The organism is Loktanella sp. M215, from assembly GCF_021735925.1.
Taxonomy (GTDB): domain Bacteria; phylum Pseudomonadota; class Alphaproteobacteria; order Rhodobacterales; family Rhodobacteraceae; genus Loktanella.
Genome location: NZ_WMEA01000001.1, coordinates 1 through 13,663, shown reverse-complemented (window position 1 = coordinate 13,663; position 13,663 = coordinate 1). Strand labels below are relative to the sequence as shown.

General features: G+C 67.3%; 15 protein-coding genes and 1 pseudogene. 14 read left to right on the top strand and 2 right to left on the bottom strand.

Annotation, left to right across the window (positions count from 1 at the left end):
- The first annotated feature begins 374 nt into the window (after positions 1-374).
- From GLR48_RS00085 to GLR48_RS00040, 9 genes and pseudogenes are all read left to right on the top strand, one after another.
- Positions 375-1,420, top strand: a pseudogene (locus tag GLR48_RS00085) (Hint domain-containing protein).
- Positions 1,421-1,646: 226 nt separating this feature from the next.
- Complete coding sequence (locus GLR48_RS00075; RefSeq protein WP_237057615.1) at positions 1,647-1,850, top strand: DUF6732 family protein; 204 nt, start codon at positions 1,647-1,649, stop codon at positions 1,848-1,850.
- Positions 1,847-3,103, top strand: coding sequence for a sirohydrochlorin chelatase (locus GLR48_RS00070; protein ID WP_237057614.1), 1,257 nt, complete (start codon positions 1,847-1,849; stop codon positions 3,101-3,103). Before GLR48_RS00075 ends, GLR48_RS00070 begins: the two co-directional genes overlap by 4 nt.
- A gap of 68 nt (positions 3,104-3,171) precedes the next feature.
- The gene (locus GLR48_RS00065; protein WP_237057613.1) at positions 3,172-3,810 is read left to right on the top strand and encodes a precorrin-8X methylmutase; all 639 of its coding nucleotides are present in this window, start codon (positions 3,172-3,174) and stop codon (positions 3,808-3,810) included.
- A gap of 43 nt (positions 3,811-3,853) precedes the next feature.
- Positions 3,854-5,053, top strand: a complete 1,200-nt coding sequence (cbiE, locus tag GLR48_RS00060) for a precorrin-6y C5,15-methyltransferase (decarboxylating) subunit CbiE (protein ID WP_237057612.1) — start codon at positions 3,854-3,856, stop codon at positions 5,051-5,053.
- Positions 5,054-5,177: 124 nt separating this feature from the next.
- On the top strand, positions 5,178-5,879 hold the full coding sequence (gene cobI, locus GLR48_RS00055; protein WP_237057611.1) for a precorrin-2 C(20)-methyltransferase: 702 nt from the start codon (positions 5,178-5,180) through the stop codon (positions 5,877-5,879).
- Positions 5,870-7,690, top strand: coding sequence for a precorrin-3B C(17)-methyltransferase (gene cobJ / locus GLR48_RS00050; protein WP_237057609.1), 1,821 nt, complete (start codon positions 5,870-5,872; stop codon positions 7,688-7,690). Before cobI ends, cobJ begins: the two co-directional genes overlap by 10 nt.
- A gap of 67 nt (positions 7,691-7,757) precedes the next feature.
- A complete protein-coding gene (cobM, locus tag GLR48_RS00045; RefSeq protein WP_237057608.1) occupies positions 7,758-8,528 on the top strand; it encodes a precorrin-4 C(11)-methyltransferase in 771 nt (256 codons plus the stop codon).
- A 95-nt stretch (positions 8,529-8,623) separates the two neighbouring features.
- Entirely contained in the window at positions 8,624-8,974 is a 351-nt protein-coding gene (locus GLR48_RS00040) for a hypothetical protein (RefSeq protein ID WP_237057606.1), read from the top strand.
- A gap of 21 nt (positions 8,975-8,995) precedes the next feature.
- On the opposite strand, the gene GLR48_RS00035 is transcribed toward GLR48_RS00040, so the two are convergent.
- Positions 8,996-10,165, bottom strand: a complete 1,170-nt coding sequence (locus tag GLR48_RS00035; RefSeq protein WP_237057604.1) for a MalY/PatB family protein — start codon at positions 10,163-10,165, stop codon at positions 8,996-8,998.
- 113 nt (positions 10,166-10,278) lie between these two features.
- Here GLR48_RS00035 and def (GLR48_RS00030) point away from each other — a divergent pair, with 113 nt between their 5' ends.
- The 3 genes from def (GLR48_RS00030) to def (GLR48_RS00020) are packed head-to-tail and all read left to right on the top strand — an operon-like array spanning position 10,279 to position 11,746.
- Positions 10,279-10,800, top strand: coding sequence for a peptide deformylase (gene def, locus GLR48_RS00030; RefSeq protein ID WP_237057602.1), 522 nt, complete (start codon positions 10,279-10,281; stop codon positions 10,798-10,800).
- A complete protein-coding gene (gene def / locus GLR48_RS00025) occupies positions 10,797-11,255 on the top strand; it encodes a peptide deformylase (protein WP_237057600.1) in 459 nt (152 codons plus the stop codon). Before def (GLR48_RS00030) ends, def (GLR48_RS00025) begins: the two co-directional genes overlap by 4 nt.
- Complete coding sequence (gene def / locus GLR48_RS00020; RefSeq protein WP_237064263.1) at positions 11,255-11,746, top strand: peptide deformylase; 492 nt, start codon at positions 11,255-11,257, stop codon at positions 11,744-11,746. Before def (GLR48_RS00025) ends, def (GLR48_RS00020) begins: the two co-directional genes overlap by 1 nt.
- Positions 11,747-11,837: 91 nt before the next feature.
- Here the strand turns inward: def (GLR48_RS00020) and trpA are convergent, their stop codons facing one another.
- The gene (gene trpA / locus GLR48_RS00015; RefSeq protein ID WP_237057599.1) at positions 11,838-12,629 is read right to left on the bottom strand and encodes a tryptophan synthase subunit alpha; all 792 of its coding nucleotides are present in this window, start codon (positions 12,627-12,629) and stop codon (positions 11,838-11,840) included.
- A gap of 100 nt (positions 12,630-12,729) precedes the next feature.
- Here trpA and GLR48_RS00010 point away from each other — a divergent pair, with 100 nt between their 5' ends.
- Together GLR48_RS00010 and GLR48_RS00005 are read left to right on the top strand one after the other, a co-directional pair.
- Positions 12,730-12,915: a hypothetical protein gene (locus GLR48_RS00010; RefSeq protein WP_237057598.1), complete on the top strand. Its 186-nt coding sequence runs from the start codon at positions 12,730-12,732 to the stop codon at positions 12,913-12,915.
- Between the two features lie 265 nt (positions 12,916-13,180).
- Positions 13,181-13,663: GTPase (locus GLR48_RS00005; RefSeq protein WP_237057597.1), on the top strand; the 483-nt coding region annotated here is incomplete at its 3' end.

The window sequence follows — 13,663 nt, the reverse complement described above, 5'->3', positions numbered from 1 at the left end:
CGACCCTGCGCGCAGGCCCTGTGCGCAGCACGGCGCTGTCGCTAACGGAACAATAGTCTGTATTTTGATTGATTGGATCCACGCCCGCATCAATGCAAAAACGATCTTGTCGCGATTTAGTTTGATTGCTAAATAAAATCCTAACAGGTGATGCTGCCGCAGACGCAGCTGCGCCTGCGCCATCTGAACGGATATGCCTGCCGGCGCGGCCACGACATCTAACATCCGCAATCTGTGGCGCGCCCCGGCGGTGGGTTCGGCCATGATCTGAAAAGGAAAGCACCGTGGCCAGTTTCTTTGCGCTTGGGATTGACGTGATCAATAATCCGGCCGTGTCGACCAATTCATCGGTTGGTCAGGACGGCGCTGGCCAGATGACGTTGATGGGCGGCAGCCAGCCGTTTCCGGACGATGCCATCGTCGAATTCATCACCCAGAACGAAACCGCCGGGGGCGAACTGGACGGCGGGTCATCTTTTGTCGGGATCCGCGTCTATGCCGACATCGACGCCTACAAGGCCGGTATCGTGCAATACAATTATGTGCCGCAGAACCCCGGTCAATCCGCGAATATCCAGGGCGATGTCAGCGGCTTGGGCGATACCTACGTCCGGTTCAATGCGGGCGTGCTGGTGCCGCGGACGGCGTCGGGTGCGCCGGACACTGCGGCGCCGGTCTTTGGAAATCTGCTTGTCGCGCCCGGCACCAATGCTGCGGACAATTTCGGCACGCTGGTCATCGATCGCAATACCGATCAGGATTTCAATGGCAATGGCGTCATCGACCCGCACACGCTGGAGGACGGCAACGGCAAGTTCTACGTCGGCACCGCTGTGCCCTGCTTTACCGCCGGCAGCCTGATCGCGACACCGACGGGCCAGATCGCGGTCGAGACGCTTCGGCCCGGCGACCTTGTGCTGACCCGCGACAACGGCGTGCAACCGATCGCCTGGGCCGGGGCAAAGGGGCTGTCCGGCGTCGACCTTCAGACCAGACCGCAGATGCGCCCCATCCTGATCAAGGCCGGTGCGCTGGGCAACGGGGCGCCGGAACGTGACATGATGGTCTCCCCAATCACCGCGTGCTGGTGTCGAACGCCACGGCGGAAATCCACTTTGGCGAACGCGAGGTGCTGGTCGCCGCCAAGCATCTGGTGGATGGCCGGACGGTCGTCGTCGCGCAGGCGGAACGGGTGACCTACTTTCATTTCATGTTCGCGCACCACGAGATCGTGCTGTCCGATTGCGCCTGGACCGAAAGCTTTCAGCCGGGGGTGGAATCGCTGCAGGGCGTGGGCCAGTCGCAGCGGGCCGAGATCATGGTGCTGTTCCCGGCGCTGGCCAATGCGGACGGGCTGCAGGCCTACGGCTCTGCCCGCCCGGCTCTGAAGCGGCGCGAGGCGCAACTTCTGCTGTCATAAAACAGGGGCCGGTCTGGCCGCGAGGATGACACAGGCGCCGCTGACCGGTCCGGAACCGTCGGTCAGTTGCATTGCGGTCGCGGACGGCCCGTTCTATACCCCTCGACGACGACGCCCTTTACGGGGCCAGAGCGGTTGTTGGCGGCAAGGTCGACCCTGACGGGGACCGGGCACCATATCGTCGAAACGCAGCTCTGCGCCCGATGACCCATGTCCGGAGACTGCCATGCGCCTGCTGACCCTCATCCTGATCGCCACCGGCTCTGCCGCCTCTGCCCACCCCGGCCATCTGGTCGACGCGGCGGGACACAACCACTGGGTCGCCGGGATTGCGCTGGGGGCGGCGGGGATCGCGATCGTGCTGGGCGCCTTGAAGGACCGCAAGGGCAAGGCCGCCCGCGACCCCGAACCCGAGGCGCAAAGCGCATGAAGACCGGGGTCATGATCTGCGGCCACGGGTCGCGTAGCCAGTCGGCGGTCGATGAATTCGCGACCTTGGCGCAGAAACTGCCCGCATGGCTGCCCGACGACTGGCTGGTGGACTACGGCTACCTCGAATTCGCGAACCCGGTGATCCGCGACGGCCTTGATCGCCTGCGCGCGGCTGGCTGCGACCGGATTTTGGCGGTGCCGGGGATGCTCTTTGCCGCGATGCACGCCAAGAACGACATTCCCACCGTGCTGAACACCTATGCCGCCCAGCACGGCGTCACGATCAGCTATGGCCGCGAGCTGGGCGTCGATCCCAAGATGATCGCCGCCGCCGCCGCGCGTGTGCAAGAGGCGGTGGACCGCGCCAATGCCAAGCACGGCCCGCTGCCGCTGACCGAAACCTGCCTCGTGGTGGTCGGGCGCGGGGCGTCGGACCCGGATGCGAACGGCAACGTGGCCAAGATCGCGCGGATGATCGCCGAAGGCATGGGCTTCGGCTGGCACGAGGTCGGCTATTCCGGCGTGACCTTCCCGCTGGTGGAACCTTGCCTGCAACACGTCGTGCGGCTGCCCTACAGCCGTGTGATCGTGTTCCCGTATTTCCTGTTCTCGGGCATCCTGATCGACCGGATTTACGGCTTTACCGACCGGGTTGCGGCAGAGCATCCCCAGGTCCAGTTCATCAAGGCCGGCTACCTCGGCGATCATCCGCAGGTGCTGGCGACCTTCGCCGAGCGGATCACCGAACAGGCAGGGGCCACGCCGCCGCCGAACTGCGGTATCTGCGGCTACCGCGATCAGGTGCTGGCCATGGCCGATGGCCGCACAAGGGACATCAGCGCCGCCGACCGCACGCATCCTGCCTTCGGCGCCGTGCCGCCCGCGCTCTGCGTCATGTGCAAATACCGCACCCGCGTTCTGGGGTTCGAGGGCGAGGTCGGCGCGGTGCAGGAAAGCCACCACCACCACGTCGAAGGGCAGGGCGCCAACGCGCCCGGGTCGAACGTCGCCGACTGCACCCTGTGCGACACCTTCTGCACCGGCCTGTGCCGGCTGGAGGCGCAGCACGCCCATGCCCATGCCCATGGATTGGCCCACAGCCACGATCACGCTCACCCCCACGATCACGCGGACGGCCACCACCATCACGACCACGGCCACGATCATCACCACGACCACGCCCACCCGGTCTATCCCCATGCCCAACACCCTCTCGGCCCCGAAAGCGCGCGCAAGACCCGAAAACCTTAAGTCCTCGCTTTTTATCAAATACTCCCCCCGGAGGGTCCGACCCTTCCCCCACGCAAAGGCGTCGCCGCTTGAGACCCTACGAAAAAGACCCCGCCGCGATCTACGCGCAAAGCTTTGCGACCGTCCGGGCCGAGGCGCGGCTGGACCGTTTTGCGGCAGACATGCATCCGGTCATCACCCGCCTGATCCACGCCTGCGGCATGGTCGAGGTCGCGGACCGTCTGGCGTTCTCTGCCGGGGCCGCAGCGGCGGGACACGCCGCGCTGGCCGCTGGCGCGCCGATCCTGTGCGATTGCGAGATGGTGGCCGCGGGGATCATCCGCCGGCAGTTGCCGGCAGACAATGCCGTGATCGTGACGCTGAACGATCCCGCCGTGGCGCCCCGGGCGCAGGCCATCGGCAACACGCGGTCCGCGGCGGCGGTGGAGCTGTGGACTGATCATCTGGCGGGGGCCGTTGTCGCCATCGGCAATGCTCCGACGGCGCTGTTTCATCTGCTGGAACTGATCGACGCGGGCGGGCCAAGACCCGCGGTTATCCTGGGCTTTCCCGTGGGTTTTGTCGGGGCAGCTGAATCAAAGGCGGAACTGGCGGCCGACCCGCGCGGCTGCGAGTTCATCGCCTTGCGCGGGCGGCGCGGCGGATCGGCCATGGCGGCGGCGGCGGTGAATGCGCTGGCCGCCGGTCTGCCGGAGGACCGGGCGTGATGCGTCCGGCAAGAGTATCGGCACAAAATCGGAGGCGCACCGCATGACACCCTGGCTGCATATCGTCGGCATCGGCGAAGATGGCATGGACGGGTTGAACCCTGCGACGCGCGCGGTTGTCGAGGCGGCGGAGGTCATCCTCGGCGGCGACCGGCACCATGCGCTGTCGGACAACGTCACGGCGGAACGTCTGGCCTGGCCGTCGCCCTTTGACGCGATGATCGACACGATCCGGGGTCTGCGCGGGCGGCGGGCCGTCGTGCTGGTCACCGGCGATCCGCTGTGGTTTTCCGTCGGTGCCCGGATCGGGCGGGCCATCGACCCGGCCGAGATCGTCTATCATCCGCAGCTGAGCGCCTTTCAGCTGGCCGCGGCCCGCATGGGCTGGAGCCTTGCGGATGTCGAGACGCTGACCGTGCACGGGCGGCCCGTGGCGCAGATGGTGGCCTTCATCCAGCCCGACGCGCGTTTGCTGATCCTGACGACGGGCGCCGAGACGCCCGCCCAGATTGCCGCCTATCTGGCGCAGCGCGGGTTCGGGCAGTCGCGGATGACCGTGCTGGCGGCGATGGGCGGCAAGGATGAGGCACGCTTCGACGGCGTGGCGGAAAGCTGGAATCATGTCGTGCCGCCTTTCAACACGCTGGCGGTCGAATGTATCGCCGCCCCCGATGCGGCCCTGCTGCCGCGCGTGCCGGGGCTGGCGGACGATCTGTTCCAGTCCGATGGCACGATGACCAAGCAGGAGATCCGTGCGGCGACGCTGGCCAAGCTGATGCCGATGCGGGGTGCTTTGCTGTGGGATATCGGCTGCGGGTCCGGGTCGGTCGCGATCGAGTGGATGCGTGCCGCCCGCTATGCCCGCGCCATCGGGATCGAGCCGCGCGATGACCGCCGGGCGATGGCGGCGGCCAACGCGCTGGCGCTGGGCGCCCCGCGTCTGGAGCTGATCGAGGGCACGGCGCCGGACTGTCTGGACGGATTGGCGGCACCCGATGCGATCTTCATCGGCGGCGGGTTGAGCGAGGCGGTCTTTGCCGCAGCCTGGGCGGCCCTGCGCCCGCTGGGGCGGCTGGTCGTGAATGCGGTGACGCTGGAATCCGAGGCGGTGCTGATCGACCTGCACGCGCGGCACGGCGGCGACCTCGTGCGGCTGTCGGTCTGCCGGGCGGAGCCTGTGGGCCGCTTGACGGGCTGGCGTGCGGCGATGCCGGTGACCCAGTGGAGCCGGGTCAAGCGATGAGGGGTCGGACCCTCCGGGGGGAGTATTTCGGAAAAAGCGAGGACCGGGTGGAAAGGGCAGGCGCCTGCGCCTGTGGCGGTGGCCGGAGCTTTCGGTGGGCGTTTGTCCGGTCAGGTCAATGCGGATGAGCGGTGTGCTTTACGGTGTCGGCGTGGGGCCGGGGGCGGCGGACCTGATGACGCTGCGGGCGGCGCGGCTGATTTCCGCGGCTGAGGTTGTGGCCTATCCGACGCTGGCGGGGGGGGCGAGTTTTGCCCGCGCGATTGCGGCGGAGGTGATCCCAGTCGGGGCCATCGAGATCGCGATGGATGTGCCGATGAGTGTGGAGCGCGCACCGGCGCAGGCGGCCTATGACGCGGGGGCGGCGGCGATCGCGGTGCATCTGGATGCGGGACGCGACGTGGTCTGCCTGTGCGAGGGGGATCCGTTCTTTTACGGATCGTTCATGTATCTGTTTGCGCGGCTGTCGGCGCGGTTCCGGGTGGAGGTCGTGCCGGGGGTCACTTCGATCGCGGCCTGTGCGGCGCGGGCGGGGCGGCCGCTGGTGGCGCGTAACGAACGTCTGACGGTGCTGCCGGGGCCGCTGCCTGAAGCGGAGTTGCGTGAGCGGATCGCGGGTGCGGAGAGTGTCGCGATCATGAAGGTGGGGCGGCATCTGGGCAAGATCCGCGCCGTGATCGCGGACCTGGGGCTGACCGACAGTGCGGTCTACGTCGAACGCGCGACCCTGCCCGAGGAGGTGGTCTGTGCGCTGGCGGAGGCGCCCGAGGTCGCGCCTTATTTTTCTATGATCCTGCTGACGAAGGGGGCCGATCCATGGCTGTAGACCCTGTGGTGCTGGCGCTGTCGCGGTCGGGTGAGGCTGTGGCTCATCGTGTGGCCGGGATTTTGGGCTGTCTGGTCCACGGGCGGCGGGGGCGTGTGGAGCGGGCGGATGCCTTTTTCGACAACGCGCTGGATCATGCGCGGGATCTGTTTGCGGCGGGGGTGCCGATCGTCGCCGTCTGTGCCAGCGGCATCCTGATCCGGGCGGTGGCGCCGTTGCTGGCGGACAAGGTGACGGAGCCGCCGGTGCTGTCGGTCAGTGACGATGGTGCGGTCGTGGTCCCGCTGCTGGGGGGGCATCGCGGCGCGAACCGGCTGGCGGCGCGGATCGCGGAGGCGCTTGGCGCCGTCGCGGCGGTGACGACGGCGGGGGACGTGAGCCTTGGGGTGGCGCTGGACGCGCCGCCGGCGGGCTGGCGGCTGGTCAATCCCGGCGATGCGAAGGACGCGATGGCGCGGCTGCTGGCGGGGGAGGGCGTGCGGATCAAGGGGCCGGATGCGCAGGCGGCTGGCTGGCTGGCGGGGCTGCCTGTGGGCGACGGCCTGACGATCACCTGTGGCGACGGGCCGGTGGCGGGTCTGGGGGCGGATCATCTGCAGTTTGCGCCGCAACGCTACGCGCTGGGGGTCGGCTGCGCACGGAATTGCCCGGTTGGCGATCTGCGCGCGCTGGTCGATGCGGCACTGGCGGAGGCGGGGATCGCGCCGGAGGCGCTGGCCTGTGTGAACACGATTGCGCTGAAGGCGGACGAGCCTGCGATCATTGCGCTGTCGCGGGATTTCGGGGTGCCGTTGCGGGTCTTCGCGGCTGACGTGCTGGAGGCGGAGACGCACCGGCTGGCACACCCGTCGGACGTGGTTTTTGCCGAGGTCGGCGCACATGGCGTGGCGGAGGCGGCGGCGCTGGCGCAGGTGGGACCCGCGGGGCGGCTGCATCTGGCGAAGCGTAAAGCGGCGATGGCGACTTGTGCGGTGGCGGTCTCGGATGAGTCGCTGGTGGACTTGCGCGGTCGGGCGCGGGGCAAGCTGGCGGTCGTGGGGATTGGACCGGGGCAGGCGGCGTGGCGCACACCCGAGGTGTCGCGTCTGGTGGCGGAGGCCGAGGAGCTGGTGGGCTACGGGCTGTATATCGACCTGCTGGGACCGCTGGCGTTGGGCAAGGCGCGGTCTGATTTCCCGCTGGGTGGGGAAGAGGCGCGGTGCCGGCATGCGCTGGAGCAGGCAGGGCTGGGCAAGACCGTGGCGCTGGTCTGTTCGGGGGACGCGGGGATCTATGCCATGGGGGCGCTGGTGTTCGAACTGCTGGACCGGGGGCCGGAGGCGCAGGGAGTCTCTGATGCCGCGCGGCGGGTCGAGGTGGTATGCTCGCCCGGGGTCAGTGCGTTGCAGGGGGCCGCGGCCCGGGCGGGGGCGCCTTTGGGGCATGATTTCTGCGCGATTTCCCTGAGCGATCTGCTGACGCCGCGGGACGATATCCTGCGGCGGCTGCGGGCGGCGGCGGAGGGGGATTTCGTTGTGGCCTTTTACAATCCGGTGTCAAAAACACGGCGGACGCTGCTGGCGGAGGCGCGGGATATTCTGCTGGCCCACCGGCCCGGCGATACGCCAGTGATGCTGGCCTCGTCACTGGGGCGGCCGGAGGAGCATGTGCGGTACCGGCGGCTGGATCAGCTGGAGGTCGACGAGGTCGACATGTTGACCGTGGTGCTGGTGGGGTCGAGCAACAGCAGGTTGGCGCAGCTGGGCGAAGGGCCGCGGATGTTCACGCCGCGGGGTTATGCGCGCAAGATCGATGGCGATCTGGCGGGATGACGGTGTGCGGCGCTGTTCGGGCTGACGACCGAAGGCGCCCCGCGCACCGTCCCATGGAGGGACAGACATGACGGTTTATTTCATCGGGGCGGGTCCGGGCGATCCTGAACTTTTGACGCTGAAGGCGGCGCGGCTGATCGGGGCCTGTCCGGTGTGTCTGTATGCGGGTTCCTTGGTGCCGGAGGCGGTGGTGGCCCATGTGCCTGCGGCCGCCCGCGTGCTGGATACGGCGGCCATGACGCTGGAGGAGACCCATGCGGAAATTGTCGCGGCCCATGCGGCGGGGCAGGATGTGGCGCGGGTGCATTCGGGGGATCCGTCGCTGTACGGTGCCATCGCCGAGCAGATTCGGCGGCTGAAGGCGGACGGGATCGATTACGCGATCATCCCCGGCGTGCCGGCCTATGCGGCGGCGGCGGCGGCGATGGGGACGGAGTTGACCGTGCCGGAGGTCGGGCAGTCCATCGTGCTGACGCGCATGAGCATGAAATCGACGGGCATGCCCGCTGGCGAGACGCTGGAGAATTTCGCGGCCACCGGCACGACGCTGGCGATTCATCTGGGGATCCGGGCGTTGCGCGACATCACCCGGCGGCTGGTGCCGTTCTATGGCGCGGATTGTCCGGTGGCGGTGATCTATCGCGCCTCCTGGCCCGATCAGGTGATTCTGCGCGGCACGCTGGAGGACATCCATGCCGCCGTCAGGGCTGCGAAAATCACGCGGACGGCGCTGATCATGGTCGGTCCCGTGCTGGGCGCGCAACACGGGTTTCCCGACAGCGCGCTTTATGATGCGGCGAAACCCCATGTTTTGCGGCCCGTAGCGAAAAAGGCCTGACATTTTCTGCACTTGCGTTGCGGCGGCGCGGCGGAAAAAGTTCTTTGAACAATCGTTACAATTGCGCGTTACCTTGGCAGTGAAGGAGCGCTGCCATGACTGATTATCTGCCCGAAGCCGTCCTGAAGGGGTTGCAGGATGCCCGCCGCCTGTCGACGCAGCGCGGCAATCGCCTGTGCGTGCATGACGGTGAAGAGGTGTTGCGCATCCGGCGGTTCTGGGCCGAGGGGATGGCACTGGACGCCGGTGCCTGCGATCTGCTGCGGGGCCGGGTCGATATCTATGACGGCATGCGGCACCTGTATCAGGCGCTGATCACCGGCACCCGGATCGAGGGCGGCGAGTGCATCGTCGATTTCAAGTGGCTGAGCCTCGTGAGCGAGACCGCCCCCGTCGATTACGCGCGTCTGGACCAGACTCCGGCAGGGTTGCTGCCCCGCGCCTGATGGCGGGACAGCGGGTTTGCATCATTGCAGGTCGGCGAAGGCCTTTTGCAGGCGGTCGACCGCATCCTCGATCTGCGCGCGCGGTGCGCCGAAGTTGAAGCGCAGGAAGCTGTCGCCGCCTTTGCCGAAGGTCTCGCCGTGGTTCGGCGCGATGCGGGCGTCCTGCTGGACGCGGCGGATCACCTCGTCTTGCGACATGCCGGTGCCGGCGAAATCGACCCAGGCGAGATAGGTCGCCTCCAGCGGCATGGCGTGGACGCCGGGGATCGCGTTCACGCCCGCCTCGAACAGGCGGCGGTTGTCGTCGAGGTAGGCGCAGAGGTCGTCGACCCATGCCGCACCCTGCGCCGAATAGGCGGCGGTCGTCATGTGCAGGCCGAAGCTGTTGGGCGAGGTGCCCAGTGCGTGCATCCGGGCGGCAAAGGGGGCGCGCAGGGCAGGGTCCGGGATGATGACGTTGCCGGTGTGCGAGCCCGCGATGTTGAAGGTCTTGGTGGCCGCCGTCATCATCACGAGGCGGTCGGCGATCCCGTCGATGCTGGCCATCGGGATATGGGTCTGGCCGGGCATCAGCAGGTCGTGGTGGATCTCGTCGCTGACCAGCACGAGGTCGTGGCGTTTGGCGAAGGCCGCGACCTGCTGCAGTTCTGCCCGCGACCAGACGCGGCCGCCGGGGTTGTGGGGCGAGCAGAGGATGACCATCCGCTCGGTCCCGGTCATCTGGGTGTCGTAGGTGTCGAAGTCCATCTCGTAACGGCCATCTGCGTTGACCAGTTCGCAGGACCGGACTTCCCGCCCGGCCGCTTTGATGACGCGGGCGAAGGCGTGGTAGACCGGGGTAAACAGGACGACGGCGTCGCCCGGGGCGGTGTAGGCGTCGACGCAGAGACCGGTGCCGTTGACGAGGCCGTGGGTGGTGAAGATGGCGTCCGCCTCGACCTGCCAGCCGTGGCGGGTCTGCATCCACCAGCGGATCGCGTCGGTGTAGGGTGTTGGGTTGCCGAAGTAGCCGTAGACGCCGTGGTCGCGCATGTTCTGTACCGCGTCCTGAATCACGTCGGGGGCGCGGAATTCCATGTCGGCGACCCACATCGGGATACCGTCCTCGGGGCTGACGCCGTAGGCGGACTGCATCCCGTCCCACTTGACGCAGTGGGTGTTGCGGCGGTTCACGGGGGCATCGAAACTCATCTGGGGGACCTGCTGGCTGGGAACGGCGCGACCCTAGCAGGACAGGTGCGGGTGCCAAGGCGAAAATTGCGGGGTGTCTTGGCAAGCGGCGGGACAGGGGCTAGATCGGGGGCATGACAATACGCCCCATCCTGATCCATCCCGATCCCCGCCTGAAAAAGGTCACGGACCCCGTCGGCGCCGTCACGGCAGAGTTGCGGACGCTGGCCGACGACATGCTGGAGACGATGTACAACGCGCCCGGCATCGGTCTGGCCGCCCCACAGGTCGGCGTGATGAGCCGCGTGCTGGTGATGGACTGCGTCAAGGACGAGACGCAGCCCGCGCGCCCCATGGTCCTGCTGAACCCGCAAGTGACCTGGGTCAGCGAGGCGCTGAGCACCTATGAGGAAGGGTGTTTGTCGATCCCCGAGCAATATGCGGACGTGGAGCGCCCGGCGGAGGTCGAGGTGCGCTGGATGGATCTGGAGGGCGCCACGCAGACCGAGCGGTTCAGCGGGTTGTGGGCGACCTGCGTGCAGCACGAGATCGACCATCTGGATGGCAAGCTGTTCATCGACTACCTCAAGCCGCTGCGGCGGCAGATGATCACGCGCAAGATGCAGAAGCTGAAGCGCGAAAGGGCGCGGGCGTGACGCGGCCCATTCTGACCGTGCCGCACGACGCCCTGCGGGCCATCTGCGCGCCTGTGACACACTTTGATGCAGCGCTCGCGGCGCTGACCGAAGAGATGTTTGCCGCGATGTATGCGGCCCCCGGGCGCGGGTTGGCCGCACCGCAGATCGGCGTTCTGTCCCGCGTCTTTGTCATGGATGCGACCTGGAAGACGGGTGATCATACGCCGCGCGTGTTCATCAACGCCGAGATCCTGACGGCGGACCCGGCGCTGGTGGTGAACGAGGAAGCCTGCCTGTCGATCCCGCAGCAGACCGTCGCCGTGCCGCGCCCGCGGGCCGTGCGGCTGCGCTGGCAGGACTTGCAAGGCGGGGTGCACGAGGGCGACTTTGACGGGACGGATGCGGTGATCGTGCAGCATGAACGGGACCATCTGGATGGTATCCTTTGCACCGATTACGTGGACCTTCCGTGATGCGGACGGTCGTGCCTTGGCCGCATCCGGTGCTGCGGACACCCGCCGCCGATGTGGCCGAGATCACTGACGAGATCCGCGCGCTGTGGTCCGACATGATCGCGGTGATGGAGGCGATGCCGGGGGTGGGGCTTGCCGCCGTGCAGCTGGGCGTGCCGTTGCGGCTGGCGGTGGTCGACGCCAGCACGGCACGCGGTCAGGCGGTGCGCATGGCCAATCCCGAAATCCTGCACGCCAGCGTGGAATTCCGTGACCATGAGGAAGCGAGCCCCTGTCTGCCGGGGGTGAGCGCCATGGTGAAGCGGCCCCGGGCGGTGACGGTGCGGTTCATGGACGAGGCCAGTGCCACGGTCGAGCGCGATTTCGTCGGCCTCTGGGCCGTCAGCGTGCAGCACCAGATCGACCATCTGGCGGGGCAGATGTATTTCGACCGACTGACGAAGCTGAAGCGCGACATGCTGCTGAAGCGGGCCGCAAAACGGCGCGGCTAGCCGGTTTTTCGACGAAAAACCGGCTGTGGGGGCGCTGCCCCCGGTGCTGCGCACCTCCCCCGGAGTATTTTGGAAAAAGCGAGGATATCGCTCAGGCGCTGTGGCAGCCGTCGGCCAGTGTTTTGACGAAGGCGAGGACGTCGGCGACGGATTCTCCGGCCCCGATCTTTTCCACGATGGCGGATCCCACGACGGCGCCGTCGGCGACCTCAGCGATGGCATGGGCGGCCTCCGGCGTCTTGATCCCGAAGCCCACGATGACGGGCAGGTCCGTGTGGGACTTGATGCGCGCGACTTCGGGGGCGACGTCGGCGGTCTGGGCGCTGGCGGTGCCGGTGATACCGGTGACCGAGACGTAGTAGAGGAAGCCCGAGGTGTTCGTGAGCACCTTGGGCAGGCGCTTGTCGTCCGTCGTCGGCGTGGCGAGGCGGATGAAGTTCAGGCCGGCGGCCTGCGCGGGCAGGCAGAGTTCCTCGTCCTCTTCGGGGGGCAGGTCGACGATGATGAGGCCGTCGATCCCGGCGGCCTTGGCCTGTTCGAGGAACAGCGGCACGCCGCGGGAATAGATCGGGTTGTAGTACCCCATCAGGACGATCGGCGTGGTGTCGTCGGTTTCGCGCAAGGACCGCGCGATGGCGAGTGTCTTGTCCAGCGTCATGTGACCCGCGAGGGCGCGCTGGCCCGCCAGCTGGATCGTCGTGCCGTCGGCCATCGGGTCGGTGAAGGGCAGGCCCAGTTCGATGATGTCGACGCCGGCGGCGGGCAGGCCTTTCACGATGGCGAGGCTCGTGTCGTAGGTCGGATCGCCCGCCATCACGTAGGCGACGAAGGCCTTCTGGCCGCGGGCGTTCAGGTCTGCGAATTTGGCGTCGATACGGGACATGGCGCAATCTTTCATGGGTCGTGGCGTTTCTGGGCGATGGACCGCGCAAATGCAATGGGGCTGGAATTGAAATACCGCCGGTCACGCCCATATCAGGGGCATGAATTACATCCTTGCCCTGCTGCTCCCGCCTCTGTCGATCCTATTCGCAGGTCGTCCCATCGTGGCCATCATCACCTTCCTGATCTGGATTCCGGCGATCCTGCTGAGCGGCGGTCTGACCCACCCGATGTTCGTGATCCTGGCCTGGATCCTGATCTACGAGGGTCGCAACCGCACGGCCTAGGGGCCTGCTGTCTCGGTTTTGGAACAGGCGCCGATCCTGTCTTGACGCGCCTGACTGTTAGGGCCGTGCGGCAGACGCCGGCGTCGCACGTGAACGCGGCTTTGCGGGGGGCCGCGACGAACGGCCAGGTCCGGGCTGGACGTCTGGCGTTTGATTGCGAAAATCGCGCCGGGATGGCCTGGAACGGGCCGCGGCCAAAGCGTTTGGCTTGCACGGGCGGGGCGCCGGGGCTATGGCCGGGCGGTATTCAGTCAGGAGATGCGTCATGGGCTTCAAGATGGGGATCGTCGGGCTGCCGAACGTCGGCAAGTCGACGCTGTTCAATGCGCTGACGCGCACGGCCGCGGCACAGGCCGCGAACTTTCCGTTCTGCACGATCGAGCCGAACGTGGGCGACGTGGCGGTGCCCGATGCGCGGCTGGACAAGCTGGCCGGGATCGCGGGCAGCAAGCAGATCATCCCGACGCGGATGACCTTCGTGGATATCGCGGGACTCGTGAAGGGTGCGTCCAAGGGTGAGGGTCTGGGGAACCAGTTTTTGGCCAACATCCGCGAGTGCGATGCCATCGCCCATGTGCTGCGCTGTTTCGAGGATGACGACATCACCCATGTCGAAGGCCGCGTCGATCCTGTTTCCGATGCCGAGGTGATCGAGACGGAGCTGATGCTGTCGGATCTGGAGAGCATCGAGAAGCGGCTGGCGAACCTGCAGCGCAAGGTGCGCGGCGGCGACAAGGATGCCGGTCAG

Coding starts and splice junctions, on each gene's coding strand:
- cobJ (WP_237057609.1), top strand. CDS start 5,870: ATGGCTGTAGACCCTGTGGTGCTGGCGCTGTCGCGGTCGGGTGAGGCT.
- cobI (WP_237057611.1), top strand. CDS start 5,178: ATGAGCGGTGTGCTTTACGGTGTCGGCGTGGGGCCGGGGGCGGCGGAC.
- GLR48_RS00075 (WP_237057615.1), top strand. CDS start 1,647: ATGCGCCTGCTGACCCTCATCCTGATCGCCACCGGCTCTGCCGCCTCT.
- def (WP_237057602.1), top strand. CDS start 10,279: ATGACAATACGCCCCATCCTGATCCATCCCGATCCCCGCCTGAAAAAG.
- GLR48_RS00070 (WP_237057614.1), top strand. CDS start 1,847: ATGAAGACCGGGGTCATGATCTGCGGCCACGGGTCGCGTAGCCAGTCG.
- GLR48_RS00040 (WP_237057606.1), top strand. CDS start 8,624: ATGACTGATTATCTGCCCGAAGCCGTCCTGAAGGGGTTGCAGGATGCC.
- GLR48_RS00035 (WP_237057604.1), bottom strand. CDS start 10,165: ATGAGTTTCGATGCCCCCGTGAACCGCCGCAACACCCACTGCGTCAAG.
- cbiE (WP_237057612.1), top strand. CDS start 3,854: ATGACACCCTGGCTGCATATCGTCGGCATCGGCGAAGATGGCATGGAC.
- trpA (WP_237057599.1), bottom strand. CDS start 12,629: ATGTCCCGTATCGACGCCAAATTCGCAGACCTGAACGCCCGCGGCCAG.
- cobM (WP_237057608.1), top strand. CDS start 7,758: ATGACGGTTTATTTCATCGGGGCGGGTCCGGGCGATCCTGAACTTTTG.
- def (WP_237064263.1), top strand. CDS start 11,255: ATGCGGACGGTCGTGCCTTGGCCGCATCCGGTGCTGCGGACACCCGCC.
- GLR48_RS00010 (WP_237057598.1), top strand. CDS start 12,730: ATGAATTACATCCTTGCCCTGCTGCTCCCGCCTCTGTCGATCCTATTC.